Genomic DNA, 25,836 nt, shown 5'->3' with positions numbered 1-25,836 from the left:
GGCCGGGCATGCCCGGTACTTCGGTGTGCCACGCAACGGCTCGCGCCTCGGGCGCTTCCGGGGCCACATTGCACGCCTGTGGTATCGGACCTTGCGACGCCGCAGCCAGACCTGTCGACTGACCAGGCAGCGAATGGAGCGCCTCGTCTTGCACTGGTTGCCTCCCGTGCGTATCTGCCATCCGTATCCGTCCCAGCGTCTGATCGTTACGACCCAAGGCAGGAGCCGTATGCGGTAATTCCGCACGTACGGATCTGTGGAGGGGGTGATGGGTGACCGTCATTCCTACTCCGACTGCTGATCTCGATTCATGGCGAAGCAGGATTGCTGCGCCTGAAATGAACGATATCGACAGGCAAACCTCGTCAATACCCGTTTCTTGCCGTGACATTCGCATGGCATTCACGCCGTGGCGCGCGCCGAATTAGAGCGCAACATTCGGATCGGAACGCGCGGAGCGTAGGCGTATCGTTGGTCTGTATGGGAGATCGGCGAAAATGCCGCTTGCGAGAGGAGGGATACACGCGATGAGTACCGGGGCCATGCGGGCAGAGAAGCGGGAATCCGGAACATATGACTGGGTCGAGATCGAGCGATCGCTCGACATGCGCGGCTACGCAGTGCTGCCCCGCGTGCTCAGGCCCGAACAATGCGCACAGCTTGCCGCCCTCTACGCGAGGGACGATCGCTTTCGCTCGCGCATCGTCATGGCGCGTCACAATTTCGGGCGCGGGGAATACAAGTACTTCGCGTATCCGCTGCCGTCGCTGCTTCAGCGCTTGCGGCATGCGCTCTATCCGTCCCTCGCGCCTATCGCCAACCGCTGGAACGAGCAGCTGGGGATCGACACGCAGTACCCGGCCGATCTCGACGCGTTTCTCGATCAATGCCACCGCGCGGGGCAAACGCGTCCGACACCGCTCATCCTCGAATACGGCCCGGGCGACTATAACTGCCTGCACCAGGACTTGTACGGCGAGCATGTGTTTCCGCTGCAGGTGGCGATGCTGCTCTCACGCCCCGGCGTCGATTTCGAGGGCGGCGAATTCGTGATGACGCAGAGCGCGTCGAACGGTCAATGCGCCGAAGTGATTCCGCTGGACCAGGGCGACGCGGTGCTGTTCACCGTCAACCAGCGGCCGGCTGCGAACCGGCGTGGCGGCACGCGCAGGGTCGCGATGCGGCACGGCGTGAGCGTCGTGCGCAGCGGCAAGCGCCACACGGTCGGCCTGATTTTTCACGATTCACGTTAGCGCGCGCACGACGCGAAGGAACGCATCATGCAACTGTTTCTCAGCCATATCAAGTCGCCGCCTGGCGATCTCATGCTGGTGAGCGACGCGCAGCATCGGCTGTATGCGCTCGAATTCGCCGATCACCGCTCTCGTCTGCATCGCGGTCTGCGCGATCGTTACGGGAGTGCCGAATTGATCGACGCCGCCGCGCCGGCTTCGATTGCCGACGCCATGACGCGCTATTTCCTGGGCGAATTGGACGCACTCGATGCTCTCCCGGTCGTCATGGCGGGTTCGGACCTGGAAGAAGAGGTCTGGGCGGCGTTGCGCCACATTCCGGCCGGCACCACCACCAGCTACGGCAAGCTCGCGAAAGCGCTGGGATTCGAAGACCCGCGCGCGGCGATCGACATCGGCGCGGCGAGCGGCGCGAATCCCATCGCTATCGTCGTGCCGTGCCATCGCGTGATTGCCAGCAACGGCGATTTGAAGGGCTACGCGTGGGGCCTGCATCGCAAGCGCTGGCTCCTCGAACACGAGAAGGCGATTGCGGCCGCGCGCGAGGTTCCGCAGACGGCAACGCTCCCGGGATTTTGAAACGAATATGTCCTTGTCTATGAGTTCAGCCGCCAACACATTCGATAAGCTCGATTGGAGCGCAATCGCCGCGCAACTGGACAGCGAAGGGTATGCGGTACTGCCTCGGCTAGCTGGCGCGGCCGAGGCCCGCATGCTCGCGCGCGAGGCCGGCAGATTGACCGCGTTGCGCCGCGTTCCGCTCGCCTCGCTCGATCTCGGTCGTGGCGATCTACTGTACTTCGGCGCCGCGCTGCCGCATCCGTGGGCGCAATGGCGTGCGGACCTCTATCGCCAGTTGGCGCCCATCGCCAATCGATGGAACGAGATGCTTGGCATGCCTTATCGGTACCCTGCAGCGCTGGATGCATTTCTGGAGCGCAACCGTCGAGCGGGGCAAACGCAGGCGCAGTCGCATCTGAACCAGCTCCGCACCGACGACTATCTGGCGCTGCATCAACGCAGTGAAGGGGAGCATGTATTTCCGCTGCAAATGGTCGCCTTGCTCTCGGCGCCGGGGAAAGACTTCACGGGCGGCGAACTCGTGCTGACCGAGCAGCGTCCGCGCATGCAGTCGCGCCCGACGGTCGTTCCGCTCGGCTTGGGCGACGCGGCGATCATCGCCACTGCCCAGCGGCCATTCAAAGGCAGCAGCGCTTACTACCGCGTGAACCTCCGGCATGCCATCAGCCGCGTGCGCAGCGGCGAGCGCATTGGCGCCGAGTTGTCGTTCCACGACGCGCAGAAGGCGGCGAACGATCAACACGCATTCGATCTCTGAATCCTGCTGAACAGAGATTCCAGTCCGTCGCGGCGATTGCAACTAACTGCCAAGCCCGCCAACCCCAGCCATACGCCGCGCCCCAGCGCGGCGGCATTGATTCGCCTTCATGCGATGCCCATCGCCCAGGGACTTCCCTTACAAAGACTTTATCGACTATTTATCGATAAATTGTCGTGATAGATTTCTCACCACGCTGCTGATGTACGCCTTCGTTTTCCGGTTCTGATGAGCTCACGATGACCACACAACTCACCGCCGCCCATGCCTCGAAGTTCGCCTCGCTCGCGCTTGCCCACCTCACGCGCGAGTACCCGAACAAGCTGACCCACTCGCTTGACGGCCCCCAGGACGTGCAGAGCCCGCGCGCGCTGCACCCGGCCTTTTACGGCAGCTACGACTGGCATTCGTGCGTGCACGGCTACTGGCTCGTGCTGCATCTGCTCGAGCGCTTTCCCGACTTGCCCGAGGGGCCGCAGATCGTCGCCGTGGTCGACGAACACTTCACGCCGGAGAAGATGGCCGGCGAGATGGCCTACCTCACGCTCGCGCACAATCGCGGTTTCGAGCGCCCTTATGGCTGGGCATGGCTGCTCGCGCTCGCGGCGCAAGTCGACGCGCTGGTCGAATCGATGAAGCTGCCGCAGGCCGCGCGCTGGCAGGCGGCGCTAGCGCCGCTCACCGACTGGTTCGTCGAGCGCTTCGAAGAGTTCCTGCCGAAGGCGACCTATCCGCTGCGAGTGGGCACTCACTTCAATACGGCGTTCGCGCTCACGCTCGCGTACGACTTCGCAAAAGCCACAGCGCGTCCGGCGCTGGCGACGCTGATCGAAGACACGGCCACGCGCTGGCACGCGAACGACGCGGGCTGCCAGGCATGGGAGCCGGGCGGCGACGAATTCCTCTCGCCCGCGCTGAGCGTGGCCCTGCTGATGAGCCGAGTGTTGCGCGCACAGGATTTCGAGCCGTGGTTCACGCGCTTTTTGCCCAGCCTCGCGGTGCAAGAACCGGTCACGCTCTTCACGCCGGCCACCGTGACCGACCGCAGTGACGGCAAGATCGCCCACCTCGACGGCCTCAACCTGAGCCGTGCGTGGTGTCAGCGCTCACTTGCACGCGCACTGCCGGCCGGCGACGCACGCGTGGCCGTCCTCAACGATGCCGCGCAATTGCATCTGGCCCGCGCGCTCGACCACGTGGCTGGGGACTACATGGGCGAGCACTGGCTCGCCACCTTCGCGACGCTCGCGCTAGAAGCATGACGAAGGCGTGAAACGTGTTGGGCGTACCGTTCGCGCGCGCCTCACGCCGCTTTCCAGACTGAAGATTTACGCGCCTGCGGTCGATATCACGGGCTGAAGCCCCGAGTTGCAGCCGGAATCGGCCGCGCAGCGCATCGTCCGGCTCGGGACGTCGAACCCATTCAGGTCTGGAAGGTATGCAAGTAGAGAAATTCATGACGAGCCGTGTCGTCACCATTGGCTTCGATGACACGCTCGCGACCGTGCGCGAGATTTTCGCCGAAGCGAGCTTTCATCATCTGCTCGTGGTCGAAGACGGCAAGCTGCAAGGCGTCGTCTCCGATCGCGACCTGTTGCGCGCGATCAGCCCGTTCATCGACAGCGTGGTCGAATCCGCGCGCGATCTCGGCACGCTCAACAAGCGCGTGCACCAGATCATGAGCCGCAAGCCGCTCACGCTGCGGCCCGAGTCGAGCCTCTCCGACGCCGTGGCCCTCTTTCTGTCCAACAAGATTTCGTGCATTCCCATTGTGGATGCCGAATTCCGTCCCGTTGGCATCGTGAGCTGGCGCGACGTGCTGCGCTATCTCGTGCCGATGGACGAGGGCGAGGCGGGTGCGGAGCCAGCCAGCGCGTGATGCGGATTGATTCGTACGCGTCCCATATATTGGTCTGTATTACGAAGCGTTGCTAACGGTCGTACTTCTTTGCAGCAAACCATAAAGTTCGCAAGCTCTCCTGCCGTTGTTATGTACTGGGCGCTTAATCAGCCTGAACGCCCGGGCTGCACTGGATAAGCGCACCGGAACAATCAATGAAAAACGACTGGGCCACGCGCGGCCTCCAGAGCCGCGCGCCCCCACGGAAGAGAGACCAGGAATGCTTCACAAGCTGTCGATACGCGCGAGCCTGACCCTGATGATCGCCTTCTTCGGCATCGTCCTGATCGTCGGCGCCGCCACAGGACTCCTGTCGATGCGAGCGGGCAACGAGTCGCTGCGCACCATGTACACCGTCAATACGCCGGCCGTCGCCGACCTCGAAGGCAGCGCCGGCCAGTTGCTGCGTCTGCGCCTCGCGCTCGCCACCAACGCATCGCTCTCCGATCTCGGCGACCACGATGCCGCGGACGCGGTGCTCAAGCGCTACGACCAGTACCTGAAGAACTCGAACGAGCGTCTGGACCACTATCTGTCGATTGCGAGCGGAGAAGGCGAGGCGCAGGATCTGATCGCCGACATGCAGGCCAGGCGCAACAGCTTCCTGCACGATGGCCTCGAGCCGGCACTGGCGGCGCTCAAGGCCGGGGACAAAACCGCATTCCAGGAACTGCAGGGCCACAAGCTGCCGTCGCTCTACAGCAACTACGAAAAGGCGATGCTCGTACTCGAGAAGCGCCAGATCGACCTCGGTGCGCAGCGCTACCAGGAAGCGCAGGACCGTTTCAACGCAGTGAGCGTCGCGGTGGGCGTGGGCATGGTGCTCTCGCTGCTGTTCGCGTGGATTGGCCGCGCCGCGCTCATGCGCGCGATCGTGCATCCCGTGGACGCGGCCATCGCCCAGTTCCAGCGTATCGCCGCGGGCGACCTGAGCGGCACGGTGCAGACGACGAGCAACAACGAAATGGGCCGCCTGCAGGCCGCGCTGCGGCAGATGCAGGATGCACTCATCAAGACGGTCAGCAGCGTGCGTGAAGGCGCGCTGTCGATCGACAAGGGCGTGAGCGAGATCGCGGCGGGCAATACGGACCTTTCGCAGCGCACCGAGGAGCAGGCTGCCTCGCTCGAGGAAACGGCGGCGAGCATCGAAGAGCTGACCTCCACCGTCAAGCAGACCGCCGAAAACGCACGCCAGGCCAGCACGCTCGCCGAGGGCGCTTCCGGCCTCGCCGCGCAGGGCGGCGCGCTTTCGCGCGAAGTGGTCGGCACGATGCAGGACATTGTGGGCGACTCGCGGCGCGTGGGCGAGATCGTCGGCGTGATCGAGGGCATTGCGTTCCAGACCAACATCCTCGCGCTCAACGCGGCGGTGGAAGCGGCGCGCGCGGGCGAGGAAGGGCGCGGCTTCGCGGTGGTGGCGAGCGAAGTGCGCTCGCTCGCGCAGCGCAGCGCCGCGGCGGCCAAGGAGATCAAGGAACTGATCGAGTCGTCGACCTCGCGCGTGGAAACGGGCGCGGGCCTCGTCGAGCGCTCGGGCTCGACCATGAGCGAAATCGTCGAAGCGATCGCGCGCGTGAGTGCGATCATGAACGAGATCGCATCGGCGGCGGCGGAGCAGAGCACGGGCATCGATCAGGTCAACGTCGCCGTGGGACAGATGGACCTCGTGACCCAGCAGAATGCGGCACTCGTTGAGCAGGCAACGGCTGCCGCGTCGTCGCTCGAAAACGAAGCGCACCGGCTGAACGCCGCGGTTTCGGTGTTCCGCGTCGGCCGCACCGGGTAACGCAAACGCTGCAGGGTGTGATCCGCCGGTTATAGTCGTGTATTCACGACTGCGGAGTGCCAGCACCATGCAGCTTCTCGATCACGTTTCGATCGGCGTGCCCGATCTCGACGCTGCGCGTCCCTTCTACGATGCGATCATGAATGCGTTGGGTGCGCTCAAGGTCTACGACCGCCCCAACGCGCTCGGCTACGGCGAGCGTTGCGACGCCGCCGAAACGCAGTCGTCGTATCTTTCCATCTACCTGGACGCCAGCGCCATCGAGCCGAACAAGCGGCACTGGTGCTTCAAGGCCGCTACACGCTCGCAGGTCGATGCGTTCCATGCAGCCGGTCTCGCTGCGGGCGGCCGCTCGGATGGCGATCCAGGCTTGCGGCCGCATTATCACGCCGACTATTACGCCGCCTTTCTCATCGATCCTGCCGGAAACCGGGTCGAGGCCGTGTGCCATACTGCCTCGGCCTGAAGTTGCGCCTCACGCGAGGCGCGGGAGATGGGGACATGGTGGGCACTGGCAAATACTGGTTTCGAGCCAAACGCTATGGCTGGGGGTGGGGACTTCCGCTCACCTGGCAGGGGTGGGTGGTGCTCGTAGCGTATGTCTTGTCGATTGCCTTGAGCGCGGTACTTTTTGAACCGCACGGGCAGCCGTACGCATTCGCGGCATTCGTGATACTCGCCACGCTCGCGCTTTCGGCGGTCTGCTGGCTCAAGGGTGAGCCGCCTCGCTGGCGCTGGGGCAAGGAGCGCGAGTGAGCGTCTCGTCCCCTGATGCGTTCAGCGAGCGCGAACGTGCGCGAGGTGCTGCGCGCATCGTTCGCAGCCGCGCGGGCAAGCGCGTTTTCTTGCCGCTTTGCACCATGAAATCAGCACGTTATCCGTATGTTACCTGTCATCGTTTTTCCCGATTGAGCGTGTAAAGGCGGGTGATACTGTTGGGGGCACATTCTTCAAAGCAGCTTTGAAGCGGGCAGATGTTCTTCAACGATCCAGGCGAATCGGAGATGCATGATGTCCTGTAACGGCGTGTGGCGAAACCTTCATCGCGTAGCGGCGACGGGTATGGTGGCGGCAGGGCTGGGCCTCGCGGCCGGCGCGCATGCCGCGGGCGACCCGATCAAGATCGGCGTGATCAGCGAGGAGTCCGCGGTGGCGGGCGCCTCGATCAGCAAGGCGGCGCAGCTCGCCGCGGACGAGATCAACGCGAGCGGCGGCGTAGATGGCCGGCCCATCCAGATCATCGCCTACGACGACCACTCGTCGGCCTCGGACGGCGTGCGCGCGTTCCAGCGCGCCGCGACCCAGGACAAGGTCGTCGCCGTGATCGGCAGCTATATCAGCGAAGTGGCGCTCGCCATGGAACCCTGGTCGGCGCGGCTGAAAATGCCCTTTATTACGCCGGGCGCCGCGAGCAACGATATTTCGAAGCACGTTCACGACGACTACGACCACTACAAATACACGTTCCACGGCTGGATGACGTCGGCATTCATCGCGCAGTCGATCTGCGATTTTTCGCACGATATTCTCGTCGGCCAGTTCAAGATGAAGTCGACGGTCGTGATGAGCGAGGACGCGGCATGGACCAAGCCGCTCGACGAGCGCTTCATGGAATGCCTGCCCAAGGCCGGTCTTCAGGTGCTGGATCATATCCGCTTCAATCCGGATACTTCGGACTTCACACCAATTTTCAACCAGATCGAGGCCAAACACCCCGATACGATCACCACGGGCATCAGCCACGTGGGCGTGCAGCCGACGGTGCAATGGCACGATCAGCAGGTGCCGATCCCGATGTCGGGCCAGAGCTCCCAGGCCACGACCACGAGCTTCTGGAAGGACACGAACGGCGCGACGGAGGGCGTGATCACGGCTTCCGCCGCGGCGCCGGGTGTGGCGATCACGCCGAAGACGGTGCCCTTCGCGGATGCGTACCAGAAGAAGTTCGGCGTATCGCCAGCGTATTGCGGCTTCTCGACCTATGACCTCGTATACATCCTCGCGGATGCGATCAAGCGCAACAAGGGCTCGACCGATCCGGACCAGATGGTCGCCGCGCTCGAGAAGACGGATTACGTCGGCACGATCGGGCGCTGGGAATTCTACGGCAAGAACGACACGTTCACGCACGCGCTCAAGTACGGCCCGGGCTACATCACCGGCATCAACCTGCAGTGGCAGGACGGCAAGCAGATCGCGATCTGGCCCAAGTCCGTTGCAAACGGCAAGGTCAAGTTCCCGACCTTCATCAAGCTCCAGCAGGCTAGCGCAAACTAGCTTCGCGTAGTGCGTCGCGCCGTGCGGCCCTTCGTCTGACGATGGGCCGCATGGCGCATGTTGCGACACGCCAATCCACCTGAAAGGCCGGGCATGCTGCTCTTGCAGATCCTCATCGACGGCTTTGCCATCAGTTCGCTCTACGCGCTGGGCGCCATCGGCTTCACGCTGATTTTCGGCGTCTCCGGCATATTGAATCTCGCACATGGTGGCGTGATGCTCGTCGCCGCGCTGATGGGCTGGATGCTCGCGGGCGAGGCGGGCCTCGGCACCTATCTCGGCACGCTGCTTGGCGTGGTCGCCGGTCTCATCGCGGCCTATGTTACCTACCTGATGGTGGTTCGGCCTATCCAGCGTTCCGCTGCGATTCCGGCCGAAGAGAAGGAAATCTTCGTGCTCACCGGCACCTTGCTGTGGGGCATCATGATCCAGCAGGGCATGGCCTGGCTCTTCACCGACAACCCGGTGACGATGCGCCCGCTCATCGGCGGCGTGGCGATGATCGGCAGCGTGCGCGTGCCGTTCAACGAGATCATGATCGCCGTGGTCTGCTGGGCCGTGATCGGCCTCCTGTGGCTCTTCGTGAATCGTACGCGCGCGGGCAAGGCGCTGCTCGCCGCCTCGATGAATCCGCGCGGCCTCACGCTGCTCGGCTTCGAACTCTCGCGCATCTATCTGCTCGCGTGGACCATCTACGGCGTGCTGGCGGGCATTGCGGGCGTGCTGCTGGCGTCGTTCCTCGGCGTGAGTACGAACAACGCCGGGCAGCTTACGGCGAGCGCGTTCTCCATCGTCGTGCTGGGCGGGCTCGGCAGCGTTTCCGGATCGTTGATGGCCGCGTATGTGGTCGGCTATCTGGAGACCGTCACCGCGTATCTCGTTGCGCCGACGCTGCGGCCGCTGCCAGCGCTGCTGCTGCTGGTGCTCGTCGTCTATGTGCGGCCCCAGGGCTTCCTGGGTCGTCGCTAACGGAGCGAGGGGAGCACATCGACATGTCCGGTCTTCTTCGTTCGCGTGGGGTGTGGGTGGCCGTGTTGCTCGCCGTTGCGGCGGCCACGCTGCCGTGGTGGATGTCGGGGTATATCCTCGGCGTGCTCACGGTCGCGTATTACTTCGGCGTGTTCGCGATGTCGTGGGACCTGCTGTTCGGTTTTGCCGGCGAGGTCAATTTCGGCCCGACGTTCCTGATTGGTCTCGGCGCCTATTCGGCGGCGATCATCGACGCCCATTGGGGGCTGCCGATTCCTGTTTGCGTGATCGCGGGCGGCCTCTTCGCGCTGGTCGGCGGCCTGCTGCTCGCGGTGCCCGCGCTGCGGCTGCGCGGCCCGTACTTCGGCCTCGTCACGCTCGTGGCCGTGCTGCTGCTGCAGAACGCCATCGTGATTTTCGCGGGCGTGACGGGCGGCGAGATCGGCATGATGGTGCCCGACGTGATGTCCGTCGACGCCAACCACAACTACTGGATCGCGCTGGCGTTTCTGGTCGTCTGCGCGATCCTGCTGTTCGGTCTCTCCCGCTCGGCAATCGGCCTCATCTTGCAGGCGAGCGGCCAGGACGCGACCGGTGCGCAGGCGCTGGGCTTCAACGTCACGCGGCACAAGCTCGTGGCCTTTTGCATCAGCGCCGTGTTTTCGGGCGTGGCCGGCGCGATGCTCGTGTTCTATCAAGGCACGGCTTCGGTGAGCACGGTGGTGGACCTGAGCGTCGGCGTGCAGATCATCATCGCGGCCGTGCTCGGCGGGCGCCGCACGATACTCGGTGCCGTGCTCGGATCGATCTTCCTGATCGTGGCCGGCGAATTCCTGCGCCCACTTGGCCAACTCAACACGTTCGTCGTCGCGGCCGTCGCGCTCGCGGCGCTGCTGTTCTTTCCGGACGGCCTGCTCGGCAACTTGCTGCGTACGAGGGCCCGCCAATGAACGACACGCCGCTGCTCTCGGTACGCGGGCTGACCAAGCGCTTTGGCGGTCTCGTCGCGGTGAAGGACATCGGCTTCGACATCCGGCCCGGCGAGATCCTGGGCCTGATCGGCCCCAACGGGTCCGGTAAGTCGACGGTGATGAAGCTCATCATGGGCATCGAGCGCCCCAACGCGGGCTCGGTCAAGGTGAACGGCGTAGAGATGGCCGGCTGGGCGCCGCACCGCATTGCGCGCGCCGGTGTGGGCATCGTGTTTCAGCATTCGCGCCCGCTGCATCGGCAAACGGTGCTGGAGCACATCAAGCTCGCACTGCTGCCCGACTCGCTCGTCAAGCTCGCGGCAGAGCCGCATGTGCATCGGCGCGCGCAGGAGATTGCCGCGCGCGTGGGTCTGGCCGCCGTCATGCACCGGCACCCTGCCACGCTGCCGTTCGCGGACCTGCGCCGCATGGAGATGGCGAAGGCGATAGCACGCGACCCGCAGGTCGTGCTCGTCGACGAGCCCTTCGCAGGACTCACGGTTGCGGAATCGGAGGCATTCTCCGAGCTGATTCGCGGTTTTCGCGCGGAGGGGCGCGCGGTGCTGCTGGTCGATCACAACGTCAAAAGCCTTTCAGCGCTCGCCGACCGCGTGCTCGCGATGTACCTCGGCGAGCACGTTGCCGAAGGCACGGCGGAAGAGGTGATGCAAAACGAAACGGTGCGCCGTGTGTATCTGGGCAGCAAGCTGGAGCTGCGTCAGCGCTCGAGCGTCGCGGGCGAGGCGAAGCGCGCCATCCTCGAGGTTTCGGACTTGCGCGTGCTGTACGGCAAGGCATGCGCGCTCGACGGCGTGAGCCTCAGCGTGCGCGAGGGCGAGTTCGTTTCGGTGGTCGGCCTCAACGGCGCCGGCAAGACCACGCTCTTCAACGCGCTTTCAGGCCTCTTGCCGTACAAGGGGACGATCCGCTTCGACGGGCGCGATCTGAAGGGCATGAGCGGGGCGGCCGTCGCGCGCGCGGGCCTCGTGCAATGCCCGGAAACGCGCGAGCTGTTCGGCGACATGACGGTGCGCGAGAATCTCGAACTCGGCGGCTATCATCTCTCCGACGACCTGCGCAAGAAGCAGCTCACGTGGCTGTTCGACCTCTTTCCGATCCTCAAGTCGCGCCAGAGCCAAACCGCGCGCACGCTTTCGGGCGGCGAGCAGCAAATGCTGGCCATTGCGCGTGCGCTCATGCCTCAGCCCAGGCTGCTGATACTCGACGAGCCGACGCTCGGGCTCGCACCCGTGATCCTCGAACAGCTTTCGAAGGCGCTGGACGCGCTGCAGCAGTCCACGCCCATTACGGTGCTGCTGGGCGAGCAGAACGTTCGCTTCGCCCTGCCGCACGCGGACCGCGTTTATGTGCTGGAACATGCGCGCATCGTCTGGGAGGGGAGCGCTTCGCGCTTCGAGACGGAGATGGGGCGCGGCTTTCTCGAAGCGGTGCCCACGACCGTTCCTCATGCACTGACCTCGGGCGCGCCGCGTTGAAGGCCACGCGCGGCATGCGCGCGCCGCGTCTTCACGCCTGAGCTTCTGCCTCGGTCTCGGCCACGGCCTCTGCGCTTTCAGGCTCCAGCACTTTCACGTCGTGCAGCCACCGCGTGGCCTTGGCGATGGCCCGGGAAAGCCGCGCCACCTCGTTCAACTGCTCGATCACGTCGTTGGCGAAGCGGAAAAGGAACGCCGCTCCCTCGTTGCGCAACTGCAGTGCGGACATGATGCGCTGGCGCGCCGAGTCGGACTGCGCTTCGATTTCCGGCTTGGCGTTGACGATGCCCGTCACGACGTCGGCCTCCGGGTGCGCGATCATCTGCACGGCAAGCGTGAAACGCTCGATGACGGACCGGGCGAATTGCACCAGCTCAGGGTTGTTCGCCAACACGGTCACGTCCGCGCTTTGCGCGGCGCGCCTCTGACTCAACGCGAGCATGCTCGTGGTGGCCACTTCCCGGATGGCGTCGAGGCAGGTGGCAATTCGCGCGAGATCCACCAGTTGCCGGCCCTCGTCGTCGCTTTGCACGGCATCCGAGAGCTTGCCGATATAGGTGAGTATGGCAGTGCTGAGCGAGTCTGCCGCCTTGTCTTCGTTCGACACCGTGGAAAGCGCCTGCGTGGAGCTTTCGACCAGCAGCGTGGCGCTATGCTCGACGAGAATCTGCACGAGCTTGCCGAGCGAAGCCAGTTCGAGTTGCACGCGGGCAATGGCGAGCGCTGGCATTTCGACCAGCGTTTCATCGAGGTAACGCGGCACGCCGGGGTCTTGCCACCCTTCGCGGCGTGCCGGGGCCAGGCGTTCGGCGAGCTTCGCAATGGGCCCCGTGAACCAGATCAGCACGAGGGTGCTGAACACGCTGAACACTGTGTGTGCATTGGCGGCCTGCCGCGGCGTTTCCGCCGCGAGGCGCGCAGCGCCGGTCAGCTCGGGCGCGGAAGGCGAGATCATGCGCACGAAATCGGCGAACTGCGGAATGACGAAGGCGAAGAACAGCACGCCAAGCACGTTGAAGATCAGGTGGACGATACCGACTTGCGCCGCCTCCGCCGACTTGCCGATTGAAGCGAGCAGCGCCGTGCCACAGGTGCCCACATTGGCGCCGAGTATCAGCGCAATGCCCGACTCGAGCGGAATGAGCCCCTGGCTGCCTAGCGCGATCACGATCGCGAGCGTGGCCGCCGAGCTTTGCACGATGGCCGTGAACACCGCGCCGATCACGATGCCGATGAGCGGATTGCGCATGTTCTGCATCGCGTCGATGAACGGCTGGTAATCGCGCAGGGGCCGGGTCGCGTTGCCCATCATTTCGATGCCGAGAAACAGCAGACCGAGGCCGAGCAGCGCGCCGCCCAGTTCGCGCAGCGTTTCGCGCTTCGCGAAGCCATAGAGCAGGAAGCCGCCGCCGAGCATGAACGGCGTGAGCGCGGAGATATTGAACGCGATGATCTGCGCGGTGAGCGTCGAGCCGATATTGGCGCCCATGATCATCGGGATGGACTGCATCAGCGTCATGAGCCGCGCGGAAACGAAGCCCACCAGCAGTACCGTGGTGATAGTCGACGAATTCAGCAGCGCCGTGATGCCGGCGCCCGCAAGCACGCCGCGAAAGCGGTTGGCGGTGAGCGAACCCAGCAGCGATTGCAGGCGCGCGCCAGCGATCGTTTTGAGCGCGCCCGTCATCAGATCCAGCCCGAACAGGAACAGGGCGAGCCCGCCCACCAGCAGTCCGGTCACCTCGACCAGGTTCAGGTTCGCACCAGGCAGCATGGCATTGGGCCCTCGCTCTCGAGACGGGACGAAACGATTCTACGCGTCATGGTACTGCCTTGTTGGCGCGCCGCGCGGTTGCGGGCTCACGGACTTCTTCAGCGCCGGTATCGAACGAATGACGAGCTTCTCCAGCTCCACCACGAGGAAGAACAGGATCGCACCCGCCACGAGCCAGAGCCAGGTCGAGAGCGGCAGGGACTCGGTATTGAACACCGCGTGAAAGGGCAGCGTATAGGTGAAAAGAATCTGCAGCACGACGACAGCACCGATGCCGTACCAGAGATACGGGTTGCCCATGTGCGCCCGCACTGATAGCGCTGAATTGAGCAGCGAACGGCTATTGAGCAGATAGAAGACTTGTCCCAGCGTAATGGCGTTGACGGCGGCCGTGCGCGCCATCGAATCCGGCACGCCCTGCGACTTCATCCAGAAGAATGCCGCGAGCGTATAGAGCACGAGCGTGGCGCCGACAAAGAGAATGCGCCACACGCCGAATGGTGTGACGATAGGACGGTCGATCGAGCGCGGCGGGCGCTGCATCACGTCGTTCTCGTGAGGCTCGAAGGAAATGACGAGGCCGAGCGCGACGGACGTGACCATGTTCACCCACAGCACCTGCGGCGCGGTGATCGGCAGCACGAAGCCGAACAGGATCGCGATGGCAATCACGGCGCCCTGGGCGATATTGGTGGGCAGCATGAAGAGCATGGCCTTTTCGATGTTGTTGTAGACCGTGCGCCCCTCCTTGACTGCCGCCGAGATCGAGGCGAAATTGTCGTCGGCGAGGATCATGCCCGCGGCTTCCTTCGTGACTTCCGTGCCCTTGATGCCCATCGCCACGCCGATATCCGCCTTCTTGAGCGCGGGCGCGTCGTTCACGCCGTCGCCCGTCATGGCGACCACCTGCCGGTTGGCCTGGATCGCCTTCACGAGCCGCAGCTTGTGCTCGGGGCTCGCGCGCGCGAACACATCCACGTCGCGCACACATTCCTGCAGCGCGGCGTCGTTCATCGCCTCGATCTCGGCGCCCGCCACGGCCGTCTTGCCGTCGCCGATGCCGAGCATGCCCGCGATCGCAGCGGCCGTGACCTTGTGGTCGCCCGTGATCATCGTCACGCGGATGCCGCCGCCGTGGCATTCGCGCACCGCATCGATCGCCTCCTTGCGAGGCGGGTCCATGAGGCCTACGAGACCGAGCAGCACGAGCGTCTTCGGCAGATCCTGCGGGCCGAGGTTGCCCACTTCGAGGCCGGGATCGGGCAGCCAGGCGAGCGCCAGCACGCGTTCGCCCTGCGAGGCGAGCCGTTCGCCTTCGCGCGCAAAGCGCTCGCGGTCGAGCGGCGCGGGGCCGCTTGCGGTTTGCTGGCGGTCGCAATTTTCGATGATCACCTCCGGCGCGCCTTTCACGAGCAGCATCTCGCCTTGCGCCGAGCGGTTCAGCGTGGCCATGAACTTGTGTTCGGACTCGAACGGAATGCCGTCGATGCGCGGCGCTGCGGCGGCCTCCGCACTGCGGTCCATGCCGAGCTTGCCGGCGAACGGGTAGAGCGCGCCCTCGGTCGGGTCGCCTTCCACCTTCCATTTGCCGTCTTCTTCGAAGAGCCCGGCGTCATTGCACAGCATGGATACCCGGCCCATGAGCGTGAGCACCTCCGGCCGTTGCGCGCCGAGCGCCTTGCCGCCCGCGCGGACTTCGCCTTCGGGTGCGTAGCCGTCGCCGGTCACTTCATAGGGCGCGTCGGCCGTCACGACCGAGGTCACCATCATCTCCATGAGGGTGAGCGTGCCGGTCTTGTCCGAGCAGATGCGCGAGACAGACCCCAGCGTTTCGACGGCGGGCAGGCGGCGGATGATGGCGTTGCGCTTCGCCATGCGCTGCACGCCGATGGCGAGCGTGATGGTGATGAGCGCCGGCAGGCCTTCCGGGATCACCGAGACCGCGATGCCCACCACCGCCTGGAACAACTGGATGAAGGTCATGTGGCCGAGCCAATGGCCCCATGCGAAGAGCAGCACGCTGATGATGCCGATGGCGATCGTAATGACGTATCCAAACTTCTTGATCTGGCGGAGCAGCGGCGTTTCCAGCGCGCTGACCTCGGCCAGCATCTCGTTGATGCGGCCAAGCTCCGTCTGGCTGCCCGTCGCCACGACGATGCCGGTTGCGCGGCCCGAGAGGACCATCGTGCCGGAAAAGGCCATATTCTCGCGATCGCCCACGGTGGCATGCGCCGGCACCGCGCCGGTGTTCTTCTCCGCAGGCACGGATTCGCCCGTGAGCGCCGCCTCTTCCGTGCGCAGGTTGCGCGCCTCGACGAGGCGAATGTCCGCGGGGATCTTGTCGCCCGATTCCAGCAGCACGATGTCGCCGGGCACGACCTCTTCGGCGGGGACGAGGCGCACCTCGCCGGCGCGCAGCACGCGCGCCTCCGCGGAGAGCATGTTGCGAATCGAGTCGAGCGCTTTCTCGGCGCGCCCTTCCTGCAGGAAGCCCAGCAGCGAATTGAGGATGACCACCGCGAAGATGATCGAGGCGTCGAGCCACAGGCTCAGCATCAGCTTGATGAAGCCCGCCGCGAGCAGCACGTAGATGAGCACGTTGTTGAACTGGGCAAGCAGACGCACGAGGGGGCCACTCTTCTTGCCCTGAGGCAGGACGTTTGGCCCATAGGTGCCCAGGCGCTGCGCGGCGTCCGCCACATCGAGCCCTTGCGACGGATTCACGCTGAGCTGGCGCTCGATCTCGGCAGCGGGCATGGCGTGCCACTGTACTGCGCCCGCACCTGTTGCCGCATTCTCGGCAGAACTCATCTTCGCCCCCTTGGTTGCGCAGAGATTCAACGCAATAGTAAGTTTTTTTCGCAACAGGCACGCGCAACCTGGTGCGCGTGCAGTTTTGGTTCGAGGCTGCCGCCGTGGGATGTATGGCAACATCTCCCTGCCACCCGCCCGAGTCATTCCATGCGCATCACGCCACTGCCTCCGCTGCCCTGTCTCGTCGCGTTCGAAGCCGCCGTGCGTCACGCCAGCTTCACGCGTGCGGCTGCCGAACTGCACCTCACGCAAAGCGCGATCGGCCGCCAAGGGGGCGGGCGGTGTGGCTTCGCCGACGGATCCCATCAACAATACGCAGTGAACTGAAGGGCGAACTGGGCGTGATCGCGGCGGGTGCGATTGCCGATATGGTCGTGCTCGATGGTAATCCGCTCGCCGACATCGGCATGGTGGCCGGTGAGGGCGAGCGGATTGAATATGTGCCGCAGCGAGGGAAGATCGTGAAGGCGCGGGTGGAGGGATGAGCGCCCACCCTCGGTTAGTTGTCCAAATGCTCGCAGTCAGCGACGCACGAGCGCAACAACGTACACGCACGGGCCCTTGCCCGGATTGAAGAACGCGCAGTCGGCAGGCGGCCCGAGCTGCAGGCAGTCGCCGGCTTCGAGCGTGTGAACCTGCTCGCCTTCCTCGAATACCAGCGTGCCGCTGCGCACCCAGATCTGCTGATGCTGGAACGTGAACGCCGACGCCGGATACGCAACGCGAACCCCGCCCGGCAACGCGATCTCCACGAGGTCGAGCATGCCGCCGTTGCGCGGCGAGACGGCCCGGCGTGTGTAGCCGGTTTCGGGGTCCTGCCAGATTTGCTGGTCGGCGGCGCGGCTCAAACGCTCGCCGGTTTGCTCCGCGAGCGCGAGCAGCATGGACAGCTGCAGGCCAAAGGCACCCGAAAGCCGGCCGAGCACGGTAGCGGTAGGACTCGCTTCGCCGCGCTCGATCTTGCTGATCATCGCCTTGGAAACGCCCGAGCGCTCGGCCATGTCCGCGAGCGACCAGCCGCGCGATTCGCGCTCGATGCGCACGCGCGTGGAAATGGCGGAGGTGGGGTCGGTGAGCGGTCGGTCCATGAGTCGATTATACGGGCCGGCTTGTGGCGTATCGGTCAGGCGCAGAGATTTTGAATGGCTCCTCGCCGGTGCGCGACTGTTGCTGCAGTTTTACCGTGGCCCCCCACCTCGCGACGCTATGTCAGTTCCCGGGTGATGAACTGCGCGCGCCCGCGGCCGAAGGACCAGTCCGCATCGTCGTTCTCGACGATCGACACGATGACGTCGTCCGGCGAAATGCCGCATTGGGTTTGCAGCTTTTCGACGAGCAGGCGATAGAACTCGACCTTTTGCGGCTCGGTGCGCTTGCGGCTCACCGCCGTGAGCAAGATGACGTCTCTCGATCGTGTGTACCCGAGTCCGGTGTCTTCCACCACCAGTTCGCCGGGACGATGCTGGTTGACGCTCTGGTAGCGATCGGTAACGGGTACATCGAAGGCCTGAACCATGGCCTCATGGGCGGCGTCGAGAAGCGCCCGCACCTGTTCGTCGGTGCGGCCCTCGATGATGTCGAATTTGAGCATTGGCATGTGAACTTCTCCTTGAGTGGGACAGCGTGAGGGTGGCACTCCGATAGCCCGTCAGACCTGAGTGCCGGGATTCACGATTTGAGTTTGGCGATTATTGCTGGCGGCGTGCGAACGAGACCGGGTAGGCAGCGGAACGCGCATTGATCATCGGGTCTTCGACTTCAATGCCGGCCGGCAAGGCGTTGGGAAGGAACAGCAGACTACGTTGGGCCACCTGATTGTCCGCCACGGCTTTCGTGATCGAGATCGTGCCCAGTTCCACGGTGCGATGCGCGCTCGACCACGCTACGGACGGATCGTCGAGCTTGTCGCCCGCTTGAGCGATCTGCAGAACGAGACGGAACCGCACGGGCGCATGCGATACGCGCTGGCGGATTTCCGACTGCAGGTAGTCTGGCGCCTTCTTTGCTGCGTCGGCATCCGCCAGGTAGTGCGCGCCGCCAACCGGCAGGATTCGATAGCGCCCGTACGTCACGATGCCCTTTGAATCAATAAACCTGAACGTGTTGACCCCGAAGTAGGGCAGTGACGCATAGCTGCGCGGGTATGGCTTGTGGGCGGTGAGGAATGCCTTTGCCACCGGATGGCTGCCCAGATAAACGTCCAGCGGAGTCGGCTTCGGTGTGTTCGGGCCACTCGTTCCGAGGGCAATCAGCAGATCGCGGAAATCGTCGGCCGTCGCGGAAGGAAACCCGTTGAACGAGTGCGCGACGATATCGGTGTCGCTGCCGTCCGGCAGCTTGAACTTGATGGCCATGCCGCGAGGGGACGCAAGGGGATGGTCGTCGGAAATATCGGGAATGCCGGCGAAGTTCGAAAACCGCACGACGACGGGGACAGTGGTCTGGAAATGCGGCGCCTTGCTCACGGCCGGCGCGCTCGCGCTGGGCGTGAAAGTGCCCTCGAGCACGATGCCTTTCGCATGCACCGCCCGCGCGTCCGGATGCTTGCCGAATACCCCATTCAGGGCGTCCACGAGTTGTACCGGGGTCGACTTTTGAGCGGGCGGGTATGCCGTTGTCTGGGCAGTCGCGGCTTGCCCCGTCGACAGGGCTAACAGGATCGCTAACGAAAAACGGGGCACGGATCGGTTCATGCTTGGGGACTCTTCGGTTGGATGAGGGCTGGACGAGATAGCGCAAGTCTAGTTGATATCGACAATAATGACAATTATATATGTCATTATGGTTAATATGGTCCCGTCCAGGGCGGGGCTATAATCGCCCGCTACGCCTGCTGATCCACACCTCTTTCCCGTGACTACCAAGAACGACGTCTTGCGCGCGCTGCAACGAGAACCGTTGACTGTCGTCCAACTCTGCGAGCGGCTTGCCGTGACGCGCACGGCGATTAACATGCAGTTGAAGCAACTGGAAGCGGAGGGGCTCGTTCAACGGCGGAAATTGCTGCAAACCGGGACTCCGGGAAAACCGGCAGTCCTCTATGAGGCCGCGCCGGGCAGTGAAGATGCATCGTCGAGCGCGTACCCCGGGTTCCTGCTCGGCCTTCTCGCCACACTCAAGCATCGGTTCGACGACCGTGAGCTCGAGGAAATCCTCACGGAAACGGGCCGCCGCCTTGCGCGCGAGAACGGCCTGCCCGCATCGCGCGACTTCAAGACGAATCTCGCCGACGCCATGGCAATCGTCGACGCGCTCGGCGCGCACACGGAAGCCGTCCCCGATGGTGACGCAATCATGGTCCGCAATTACAGCTGCCCGGTTGCGGGTGCTGTGCGTGAAACGCCATGCGTATGTCGCGCGCTCGCAGCGTATTTTTCCGAGGCGACTGGCCGCCCGGTCAGCGAGCACTGCTTACGCGAAGGCCGGCTCATCTGCCAATATCGCATCGCCAGGAAATAACGGGACCACGCTGCCCGCGCCGCGCTGATCGGAGCCCGGCACGCGCCAACTGCAGCGCTGCGTCCCGGCAAACATACGCCACCCGGTCGAGCGGGACAAATGACAATCCGTGATGGGTGGCATCACATTTAGTGAAGCCGGCAGGCGAAGTTCGCCCGAGTACTTTCCACCAACACCGGATCAATCCCAGGTTTCACGAGTATCCATTCGTCTACTATAGTAGATGGCATCGAGCGCGCCCAAAAGGAGCCGGCATGCCACGTGAAATCCGTCTGAACGCTTTCGACATGAACTGCGTGGGCCACATTCAGCAAGGCTTGTGGACACATCCGCGCGACCAGTCGAGCCGCTATACGGAACTCCAGTACTGGACCGACTACGCGAAGAAGCTCGAACGGGGCCTCTTCGACGGCATTTTCTTCGCCGACGTCGTCGGCGTATACGACGTCTACGGCGGCAATGCCGACGCCGCGCTGCGCGGCGCGGTGCAGGTGCCCGTGAACGATCCCACGCTCGTCATTCCCGCCATGGCCGCGGTGACGCAGCATCTGGGCTTTGGCGTGACGGCCAATCTCACGTACGAACAGCCGTTTCTGTTCGCGCGGCGCATGTCCACGCTCGACCATCTCACGGGCGGGCGCATCGGCTGGAACATCGTGACGGGCTACCTCGACAGCGCGGCCCGCGCCATCGGCATCGACGGCCAGAACGCTCACGACGACCGCTACGATCTGGCCGACGAATACATGGCGCTCGTCTACAAGCTCTGGGAAGGCAGCTGGGACGACGACGCCGTCCTCAACGATCGCGCCGGCGGCATCTACGCCGATCCCGCGCGCGTGCGGATGATTCATCATCGCGGGCCGCAATACAAGGTGGATGCGATGCATCTGTGCGCGCCGTCGCCACAGCGCACGCCGGTGCTGTACCAGGCGGGGTCGTCCACGCGCGGCAGGCGTTTCGCCGCGACGCACGCCGAATGCGTGTTCATCAACGGTCAGAAGAGGGAAGGCGTAAAGGAGATCGTCGGAGACATTCGGGCGCAAGCGGTGCAACTCGGGCGCGCGGCCGACGACGTGAAGGTCTTTCTGGGCGCGACGCTGGTCGTCGGACGCACGGATAGCGAAGCGCGCGAGAAGTTCGACGAGTACCGGCGCTACGTGAGTTCGGAAGCGGCGCTCGCGCACGCGGCGGCGTCGCTTGGCATCGACTTCGCGCGTTACGACCTCGACGAGCCCATCGAGACGGGCAAGAGCCAGGCGATCGTGTCGAACGTCGAGGCCATGACGCGCAGCGCCGGGCCGCAATGGACGCGCCGCACGCTGCTCGAGCAGATGGTGCTTGGCAGCCGTCAGGCGCCGTGGGTCGGCTCTGCGCAGAGCATCGCGCAGACGTTGATCGAGTGGAGCGAAACGGCCGGCGTGGATGGCTTCAATCTCTCGCGCACGGTGGTGCCCGAATGCTTCGACGACGTGGTCGAACTGCTGGTGCCCGAGCTGCAAGCACGTGGCGTGTATAAAAGCGCGTATCGTGAGGGCACCCTGCGCGAAAAGCTCTCCGGCCGCGCGCGCCTGCCGGCCTCTCACGCGGCAGCGCAGCATCGCGGCGCGCGCGTGAACGAGGCATGAGCGACGCATGAAAATCGGGCACTGAATTCCCGCTACGAGGAGACCGCGGCAAGCGGGCGAGAATATGGTAGACAAATCCCTCTTTCGCGACGCCATGTCCGGTCTTGGCGCCGCCGTGAACATCGTCACCACCGATGGCGACGCCGGGCGCGCCGGCTGTACGGCGTCCGCGGTGTGTGGCGTGACGGACGAGCCTCCCACGCTGCTCGTCTGCATCAATCGCACGAGCCGCAACAACGCGATCCTGCGCGAGAACGGGCGGCTCTGCGTGAACGTGCTGGCGGCCGATCAGCGCGAGGTGGCCACGCGCTTCGCCACGAAAGACATCGACATGGACGAACGTTTCGCGCTCGCCGAGTGGTATCGGCTCGAAACGGGCGCGCCCGCGCTGCGCGGCGCGGTGAGTTCGTTCGATTGCCGCATCGCGCGCACAACCGAAGTCGGCACGCACACGGTGTTCTTCTGTGAGATCAAGGCGGCGCGCATGGTGGGCGGGCGCGACGGGCTGATCTGGTTCGGCCGCGCGTTTCATCGCGTGCTCGCACAGGCGCAAGCGGCAGCGGCGGCGGCCTGAGCGTGACGCGCACGCCTTCCCAGGGCGCTGCCGGTTCCCGTTCGTCGGACGAAACGGGGCCGCCGGGGCTTGGCGCGGCGCAACGCGGCAAGGCCGCCTCGCTCGCATTGCTGCTCCTCGCGCAAGTGGCGGCGATGGGCGTATGGTTTTCGTCGAGCACCGTGGTGGTCCTCATCAAACAGGCGCACGCCATTGCCGCCTTCGACGAAGCCTTGCTCACGAGCGCCGTGCAGTGCGGATTCGTGGCCGGCACCATCACGTCCGCGTTACTTTCGCTGCCCGACCGCTACGATCTGCGCCGGCTGCTTGCGGGTTCCGCGCTCGTGGCGGCCGTGGCCACGGCGTCGCTCGCGTTCCTGCCGCCGGTCGGCGGTGCGGTTGTTGCGCTGCGGTTCATCACGGGCATGTGCATGGCGGGCGTGTATCCCGTCGGCATGCGGCTCGCGGCCACCTGGGCGCAAGGCGATCTCGGTCTGCTCGTCGGCCTGCTCGTGGGCGCGCTCACGCTCGGCTCGGCAAGCCCGCATCTGCTGGCGGCCACGGGCGGGCTCGGCTGGCGCACGATCTATGGCGTCGCCGCGGCTTGCGCGGCGTGCGCCGCGGTGCTGATCGGCTTTGCGGGCATCGGGCCGAATATCCGGCGCGCGACGCGCATCGACGTTGCGAAGGTCGCGCAGGCGTGGCGGCGACCCGCCTTGCGGCTCGCCAATCTCGGTTACCTCGGCCACATGTGGGAGCTTTACGCGATGTGGGCGTGGCTCGCGCTGTTCCTGCAGCAAACGTTCGTCGCGCGCGGCATGGCCAACGCCCGCACGCGCGCGGAGTGGATGACCTTCAGCGTGATCGCGATCGGCGCGGCGGGTGCGTGGCTCGGCGGCGTGCTGGCGGACCGCGTGGGGCGCACGGCCGTCACGGTCGGCGCGATGGCGACGAGCGCAACGTGTGCCGCGCTGATGGGCTGGCTGGCTCACGCGCCGCTCATCGTGATGGGCGCGGTCGCGCTCGTGTGGGGCGTCTCGGTGATCGCCGATTCCGCGCAGTTTTCGGCGAGCGTGGCCGAACTGGCCGATCCGGACTCGGTCGGCACGCTGCTGACCGCGCAGACTTGCGCGGGTTTTCTGCTCACGCTGGTGAGCATTCATCTCGTGCCGTACGCGGTGGCGTGGCTGGGATGGCGGGGCGGCTTCGGCATGCTGGCCGTGGGACCGGCGCTCGGCTGTGTGGCGATGCTGCGGTTGCGGCGGCATCCCGATGCGGTGCGGCTTGCGGGTGGGCGTCGGTGATCCGCAATGGCGCGCGCAGGCGGGAATCGAAAAGCAGAGGAAAACTGAACAATTGGTGTGCGCTGCGTGGTTCCACGCACCCTGCCGTTCGTGGACCTTTCCACAGAACCACGACATGCGGTACCTTAACGCGAATATTGGCTACGTCCCGCGCAAGAGGAGCTTGTCACGCATGTCCGCAAGACTGAACGAATTCCAGCAGCCCATCGGGGACCCTGTCAGCGGCTGGCAGCCGCGCGAACGGCCGGCGCGTGTGACGATCGAGGGCCGGTTCTGCCGCATCGAGCCGATCGACCTCGACCGCCACGCCGCCGATCTCTTCGAAGCCTACGGCACGGCGACCGACGGTCGCGACTGGACCTACCTGTTCTCCGAGCCCTTCACCGACTTCGCCGCGTTTCGCGAATATCTCGCGAAAGCGGCTGCATCGAGCGACCCGTTCCATTACGCCGTGATCGACCGCGCGAGCGGGAAGGCCGTGGGTACGTTCGCGCTCATGCGCATCGAGCCGGTGCATGGCGTAATCGAAGTGGGCAGCGTGACGTTTTCGCCGCGCCTGAAGCAAACGCCGCTTTCCACCGAGGCGCAGTACCTGCTGATGCGGTACGTGTTCGACGATCTCGGCTACCGGCGCTACGAATGGAAATGCGACAGCCTCAACGCGCCTTCGCGCAAGACGGCGTTGCGTCTGGGCTTCCAGTTCGAGGGCATTTTCCGCCAGGCGATCGTGTACAAGGGTCGTAACCGCGACACCGCGTGGTTCGCGATCATCGACCAGGACTGGCCGCTCATAAAAGCAGCGTTCGAGCAGTGGCTCTCGAAGGAGAACTTCGACGCGCAAGGCCAGCAGCGCGCGTCGCTTGCGAGCTTGAGAGAAGCGGCAACCTCCTGAATGTGCGTGCTGCATGAAGGCACATGGGTCGATGCGCCCATTTGCTACCTCGAAGACCTGTTCGTCGATCCCGCTTGCCGCGGCCAGGGCATCGGCAGGCGGCTCATCGAAGACCTCATCGCACTGGCGCGTTCGCGCGCATGGTCGCGTCTTTACTGGCATACGCGCGAGGACAACCCCGCGCGCGAGCTCTACGACGAATTCGCGCAAGCCGACGATTTCGTACGGTATCGGTTGCAGTTCTAAACCGCTGTCTGGGTCAGCGTTCCCACGTCCCGAGCCCGATAGATAGGATTGTAACGAGTATTGTCACGATCGTTTCATCGGTATAGGATGGGTGCGAATAAACCACCACGGTTTGATGTGCATTGCACAAATTCGCCACTCAGCCTATGTCAGAAGCCTCAACGAACTCGCTCGTCGTGCTGCGCGGCGCGCCCGCCCAGCATGCTGCGCATTTAGCGCGCAACGCCGGCGTGGCGTTCGACGCGGCGTGGCTCGACGCCTTGCGCGTCAACCAGTCCGCCGTCGAGCGGCGCACGGCCACGCTCGGCACGCGCCGCGCGGTCAAGAAGGACGCGCAGGCCGCGTGGCTCCTGAAGGCCATCACCTGCATCGATCTCACCACGCTCAACGGCGACGACACCGAAGGCCGCGTGCGGCGCCTGTGCACGAAGGCGCGCCACCCCGTGCGCGCCGACCTGCTCGCGGCGCTCGGCTTCGCGCCCGATGCCATCACGACAGGCGCGGTGTGCGTGTACCACCGCTTCGTTGCGGCAGCCGTGGATGCGCTGGCAGGCAGTGGCATTCCCGTCGCGGCAGTTTCCACCGGTTTTCCGGCGGGCCTCAATCCGCACGCGCTCAAGCTCAAGGAAATCGAGGCCTCCGTTAAGGACGGCGCCGAGGAAATCGACATCGTCGTCACGCGCGAGCACGTGCTCACCGGCAATTGGCGCGCGCTCTACGACGAAGTGCGCGAGTTTCGCGCGGCCTGCGGCGACGCGCATCTGAAGGCGATTCTCGCCACGGGCGACATCCGCGTGCTGTCGAACATCGCCCGCGCGTCGATGGTCTGCATGATGGCGGGCGCGGACTTCATCAAGACATCCACGGGCAAGGAAGGGGTCAACGCCACGCTCGACGTTTCGCTCGTGATGGTGCGCATGATTCGGGAATACCGCGAGCGCACCGGCGCGCTGGTGGGCTTCAAGCCCGCGGGCGGCGTCTCGAATGCCAAAACCGCGCTCGCGTACCAGATCCTCATGAAGGAAGAGCTGGGGCGGCCCTGGCTCGAACCCGAGCTGTTCCGCTTCGGCGCGTCGAGTCTGCTCGCCGACATCGAGCGCCAACTCGAACACCATGTGAGCGGCCGCTATTCCGCCTTCCACCGCCACCCCGTAGCCTGAGCAGACCATACC

The 25,836-nt window shown here is 64.8% G+C and carries 22 protein-coding genes and 3 pseudogenes; 20 read left to right on the top strand and 5 right to left on the bottom strand.

The genetic code is table 11. From position 1 onward, the window contains the following. Positions 1-527: 527 nt before the first annotated feature. The 12 genes from BFD71_RS25225 (at position 528) to BFD71_RS25170 (ending at position 11,991) form a co-directional block, all read left to right on the top strand. Positions 528-1,253, top strand: coding sequence for a 2OG-Fe(II) oxygenase (locus BFD71_RS25225; protein WP_083245457.1), 726 nt, complete (start codon positions 528-530; stop codon positions 1,251-1,253). 27 nt (positions 1,254-1,280) lie between these two features. Next, positions 1,281-1,832: a methylated-DNA--[protein]-cysteine S-methyltransferase gene (locus BFD71_RS25220; protein ID WP_069267040.1), complete on the top strand. Its 552-nt coding sequence runs from the start codon at positions 1,281-1,283 to the stop codon at positions 1,830-1,832. Further along, positions 1,783-2,592 carry a 2OG-Fe(II) oxygenase gene (locus BFD71_RS25215; protein ID WP_370684309.1) on the top strand — a complete coding sequence of 270 codons (810 nt, stop codon included), beginning with the start codon at positions 1,783-1,785 and terminating at the stop codon, positions 2,590-2,592. Before BFD71_RS25220 ends, BFD71_RS25215 begins: the two co-directional genes overlap by 50 nt. Before the next feature lie 239 nt (positions 2,593-2,831). Next, on the top strand, positions 2,832-3,854 hold the full coding sequence (locus tag BFD71_RS25210) for a DUF2891 domain-containing protein (RefSeq protein ID WP_069267038.1): 1,023 nt from the start codon (positions 2,832-2,834) through the stop codon (positions 3,852-3,854). A 176-nt stretch (positions 3,855-4,030) separates the two neighbouring features. Continuing rightward, positions 4,031-4,471: a CBS domain-containing protein gene (locus BFD71_RS25205; RefSeq protein WP_069267037.1), complete on the top strand. Its 441-nt coding sequence runs from the start codon at positions 4,031-4,033 to the stop codon at positions 4,469-4,471. A 241-nt stretch (positions 4,472-4,712) separates the two neighbouring features. Beyond that, the gene (locus BFD71_RS25200) at positions 4,713-6,278 is read left to right on the top strand and encodes a methyl-accepting chemotaxis protein (protein WP_069267036.1); all 1,566 of its coding nucleotides are present in this window, start codon (positions 4,713-4,715) and stop codon (positions 6,276-6,278) included. 67 nt (positions 6,279-6,345) lie between these two features. After that, positions 6,346-6,744, top strand: a complete 399-nt coding sequence (locus BFD71_RS25195) for a VOC family protein (protein ID WP_069267035.1) — start codon at positions 6,346-6,348, stop codon at positions 6,742-6,744. Positions 6,745-6,779: 35 nt separating this feature from the next. Next, positions 6,780-7,034 (top strand): hypothetical protein, encoded by a 255-nt coding sequence (locus BFD71_RS25190; RefSeq protein ID WP_069267034.1) that lies wholly within the window; start codon positions 6,780-6,782, stop codon positions 7,032-7,034. Positions 7,035-7,289: 255 nt separating this feature from the next. After that, entirely contained in the window at positions 7,290-8,555 is a 1,266-nt protein-coding gene (locus BFD71_RS25185) for an ABC transporter substrate-binding protein (RefSeq protein ID WP_069267058.1), read from the top strand. 93 nt (positions 8,556-8,648) lie between these two features. After that, on the top strand, positions 8,649-9,524 hold the full coding sequence (locus BFD71_RS25180; protein WP_069267033.1) for a branched-chain amino acid ABC transporter permease: 876 nt from the start codon (positions 8,649-8,651) through the stop codon (positions 9,522-9,524). A gap of 23 nt (positions 9,525-9,547) precedes the next feature. Beyond that, positions 9,548-10,474 carry a branched-chain amino acid ABC transporter permease gene (locus BFD71_RS25175; RefSeq protein WP_069267032.1) on the top strand — a complete coding sequence of 309 codons (927 nt, stop codon included), beginning with the start codon at positions 9,548-9,550 and terminating at the stop codon, positions 10,472-10,474. Beyond that, a complete protein-coding gene (locus BFD71_RS25170) occupies positions 10,471-11,991 on the top strand; it encodes an ATP-binding cassette domain-containing protein (protein WP_069267031.1) in 1,521 nt (506 codons plus the stop codon). The genes BFD71_RS25175 and BFD71_RS25170 overlap by 4 nt, the downstream gene beginning before the upstream one ends. Before the next feature lie 31 nt (positions 11,992-12,022). Here the strand turns inward: BFD71_RS25170 and BFD71_RS25165 are convergent, their stop codons facing one another. Together BFD71_RS25165 and BFD71_RS25160 are read right to left on the bottom strand one after the other, a co-directional pair. Continuing rightward, positions 12,023-13,765, bottom strand: coding sequence for a Na/Pi cotransporter family protein (locus BFD71_RS25165; RefSeq protein ID WP_069267030.1), 1,743 nt, complete (start codon positions 13,763-13,765; stop codon positions 12,023-12,025). Positions 13,766-13,804: 39 nt separating this feature from the next. Next, positions 13,805-16,579, bottom strand: coding sequence for an HAD-IC family P-type ATPase (locus BFD71_RS25160; protein ID WP_069267029.1), 2,775 nt, complete (start codon positions 16,577-16,579; stop codon positions 13,805-13,807). A 150-nt stretch (positions 16,580-16,729) separates the two neighbouring features. Between BFD71_RS25160 and BFD71_RS25155 the strand changes: the two are divergent. Together BFD71_RS25155 and BFD71_RS39410 are read left to right on the top strand one after the other, a co-directional pair. Continuing rightward, positions 16,730-16,852: pseudogene (locus BFD71_RS25155) on the top strand (LysR family transcriptional regulator); the annotation flags it as partial. 59 nt (positions 16,853-16,911) lie between these two features. Further along, a pseudogene (locus BFD71_RS39410) lies at positions 16,912-17,067 on the top strand (amidohydrolase family protein); the annotation flags it as partial. Positions 17,068-17,103: 36 nt separating this feature from the next. Here the strand turns inward: BFD71_RS39410 and BFD71_RS25150 are convergent. From BFD71_RS25150 to BFD71_RS25140, 3 genes are all read right to left on the bottom strand, one after another. Next, positions 17,104-17,670, bottom strand: coding sequence for a helix-turn-helix domain-containing protein (locus BFD71_RS25150; protein WP_069267027.1), 567 nt, complete (start codon positions 17,668-17,670; stop codon positions 17,104-17,106). 116 nt (positions 17,671-17,786) lie between these two features. Next, complete coding sequence (locus BFD71_RS25145) at positions 17,787-18,179, bottom strand: tautomerase family protein (RefSeq protein ID WP_069267026.1); 393 nt, start codon at positions 18,177-18,179, stop codon at positions 17,787-17,789. Positions 18,180-18,270: 91 nt separating this feature from the next. After that, complete coding sequence (locus BFD71_RS25140) at positions 18,271-19,155, bottom strand: catalase family peroxidase (RefSeq protein ID WP_256094917.1); 885 nt, start codon at positions 19,153-19,155, stop codon at positions 18,271-18,273. A 280-nt stretch (positions 19,156-19,435) separates the two neighbouring features. Between BFD71_RS25140 and BFD71_RS25135 the strand changes: the two genes are divergently transcribed. The 6 genes and pseudogenes from BFD71_RS25135 (at position 19,436) to deoC (ending at position 25,824) form a co-directional block, all read left to right on the top strand. Further along, positions 19,436-20,041, top strand: a complete 606-nt coding sequence (locus tag BFD71_RS25135; protein ID WP_069267024.1) for a helix-turn-helix transcriptional regulator — start codon at positions 19,436-19,438, stop codon at positions 20,039-20,041. A gap of 254 nt (positions 20,042-20,295) precedes the next feature. Continuing rightward, positions 20,296-21,669: an LLM class flavin-dependent oxidoreductase gene (locus BFD71_RS25130; RefSeq protein WP_069267023.1), complete on the top strand. Its 1,374-nt coding sequence runs from the start codon at positions 20,296-20,298 to the stop codon at positions 21,667-21,669. A 64-nt stretch (positions 21,670-21,733) separates the two neighbouring features. Continuing rightward, a complete protein-coding gene (locus BFD71_RS25125) occupies positions 21,734-22,243 on the top strand; it encodes a flavin reductase (protein WP_069267022.1) in 510 nt (169 codons plus the stop codon). Between the two features lie 2 nt (positions 22,244-22,245). Next, complete coding sequence (locus tag BFD71_RS25120) at positions 22,246-23,526, top strand: MFS transporter (protein WP_256094914.1); 1,281 nt, start codon at positions 22,246-22,248, stop codon at positions 23,524-23,526. 172 nt (positions 23,527-23,698) lie between these two features. After that, a pseudogene (locus BFD71_RS25115) lies at positions 23,699-24,664 on the top strand (GNAT family N-acetyltransferase). Between the two features lie 146 nt (positions 24,665-24,810). Next, a complete protein-coding gene (gene deoC, locus BFD71_RS25105) occupies positions 24,811-25,824 on the top strand; it encodes a deoxyribose-phosphate aldolase (protein WP_069267020.1) in 1,014 nt (337 codons plus the stop codon). Positions 25,825-25,836 lie beyond the last annotated feature (12 nt).

Source organism: Paraburkholderia nodosa (assembly GCF_001718195.1).
Taxonomy (GTDB): Bacteria; Pseudomonadota; Gammaproteobacteria; order Burkholderiales; family Burkholderiaceae; genus Paraburkholderia; species Paraburkholderia nodosa_A.
This window is presented reverse-complemented; position numbering and strand designations above follow the sequence as displayed.

Excerpts from the sequence above, each read along its gene's own strand:
- BFD71_RS25225 (WP_083245457.1), top strand. The coding sequence starts at position 528 with ATGAGTACCGGGGCCATGCGGGCAGAGAAGCGGGAATCCGGAACATAT.
- BFD71_RS25220 (WP_069267040.1), top strand. The coding sequence starts at position 1,281 with ATGCAACTGTTTCTCAGCCATATCAAGTCGCCGCCTGGCGATCTCATG.
- BFD71_RS25210 (WP_069267038.1), top strand. The coding sequence starts at position 2,832 with ATGACCACACAACTCACCGCCGCCCATGCCTCGAAGTTCGCCTCGCTC.
- BFD71_RS25205 (WP_069267037.1), top strand. The coding sequence starts at position 4,031 with ATGCAAGTAGAGAAATTCATGACGAGCCGTGTCGTCACCATTGGCTTC.
- BFD71_RS25200 (WP_069267036.1), top strand. The coding sequence starts at position 4,713 with ATGCTTCACAAGCTGTCGATACGCGCGAGCCTGACCCTGATGATCGCC.
- BFD71_RS25195 (WP_069267035.1), top strand. The coding sequence starts at position 6,346 with ATGCAGCTTCTCGATCACGTTTCGATCGGCGTGCCCGATCTCGACGCT.
- BFD71_RS25190 (WP_069267034.1), top strand. The coding sequence starts at position 6,780 with ATGGTGGGCACTGGCAAATACTGGTTTCGAGCCAAACGCTATGGCTGG.
- BFD71_RS25185 (WP_069267058.1), top strand. The coding sequence starts at position 7,290 with ATGTCCTGTAACGGCGTGTGGCGAAACCTTCATCGCGTAGCGGCGACG.
- BFD71_RS25180 (WP_069267033.1), top strand. The coding sequence starts at position 8,649 with ATGCTGCTCTTGCAGATCCTCATCGACGGCTTTGCCATCAGTTCGCTC.
- BFD71_RS25175 (WP_069267032.1), top strand. The coding sequence starts at position 9,548 with ATGTCCGGTCTTCTTCGTTCGCGTGGGGTGTGGGTGGCCGTGTTGCTC.
- BFD71_RS25170 (WP_069267031.1), top strand. The coding sequence starts at position 10,471 with ATGAACGACACGCCGCTGCTCTCGGTACGCGGGCTGACCAAGCGCTTT.
- BFD71_RS25165 (WP_069267030.1), bottom strand. The coding sequence starts at position 13,765 with ATGCTGCCTGGTGCGAACCTGAACCTGGTCGAGGTGACCGGACTGCTG.
- BFD71_RS25160 (WP_069267029.1), bottom strand. The coding sequence starts at position 16,579 with ATGAGTTCTGCCGAGAATGCGGCAACAGGTGCGGGCGCAGTACAGTGG.
- BFD71_RS25150 (WP_069267027.1), bottom strand. The coding sequence starts at position 17,670 with ATGGACCGACCGCTCACCGACCCCACCTCCGCCATTTCCACGCGCGTG.
- BFD71_RS25145 (WP_069267026.1), bottom strand. The coding sequence starts at position 18,179 with ATGCCAATGCTCAAATTCGACATCATCGAGGGCCGCACCGACGAACAG.
- BFD71_RS25130 (WP_069267023.1), top strand. The coding sequence starts at position 20,296 with ATGCCACGTGAAATCCGTCTGAACGCTTTCGACATGAACTGCGTGGGC.
- BFD71_RS25125 (WP_069267022.1), top strand. The coding sequence starts at position 21,734 with ATGGTAGACAAATCCCTCTTTCGCGACGCCATGTCCGGTCTTGGCGCC.
- deoC (WP_069267020.1), top strand. The coding sequence starts at position 24,811 with ATGTCAGAAGCCTCAACGAACTCGCTCGTCGTGCTGCGCGGCGCGCCC.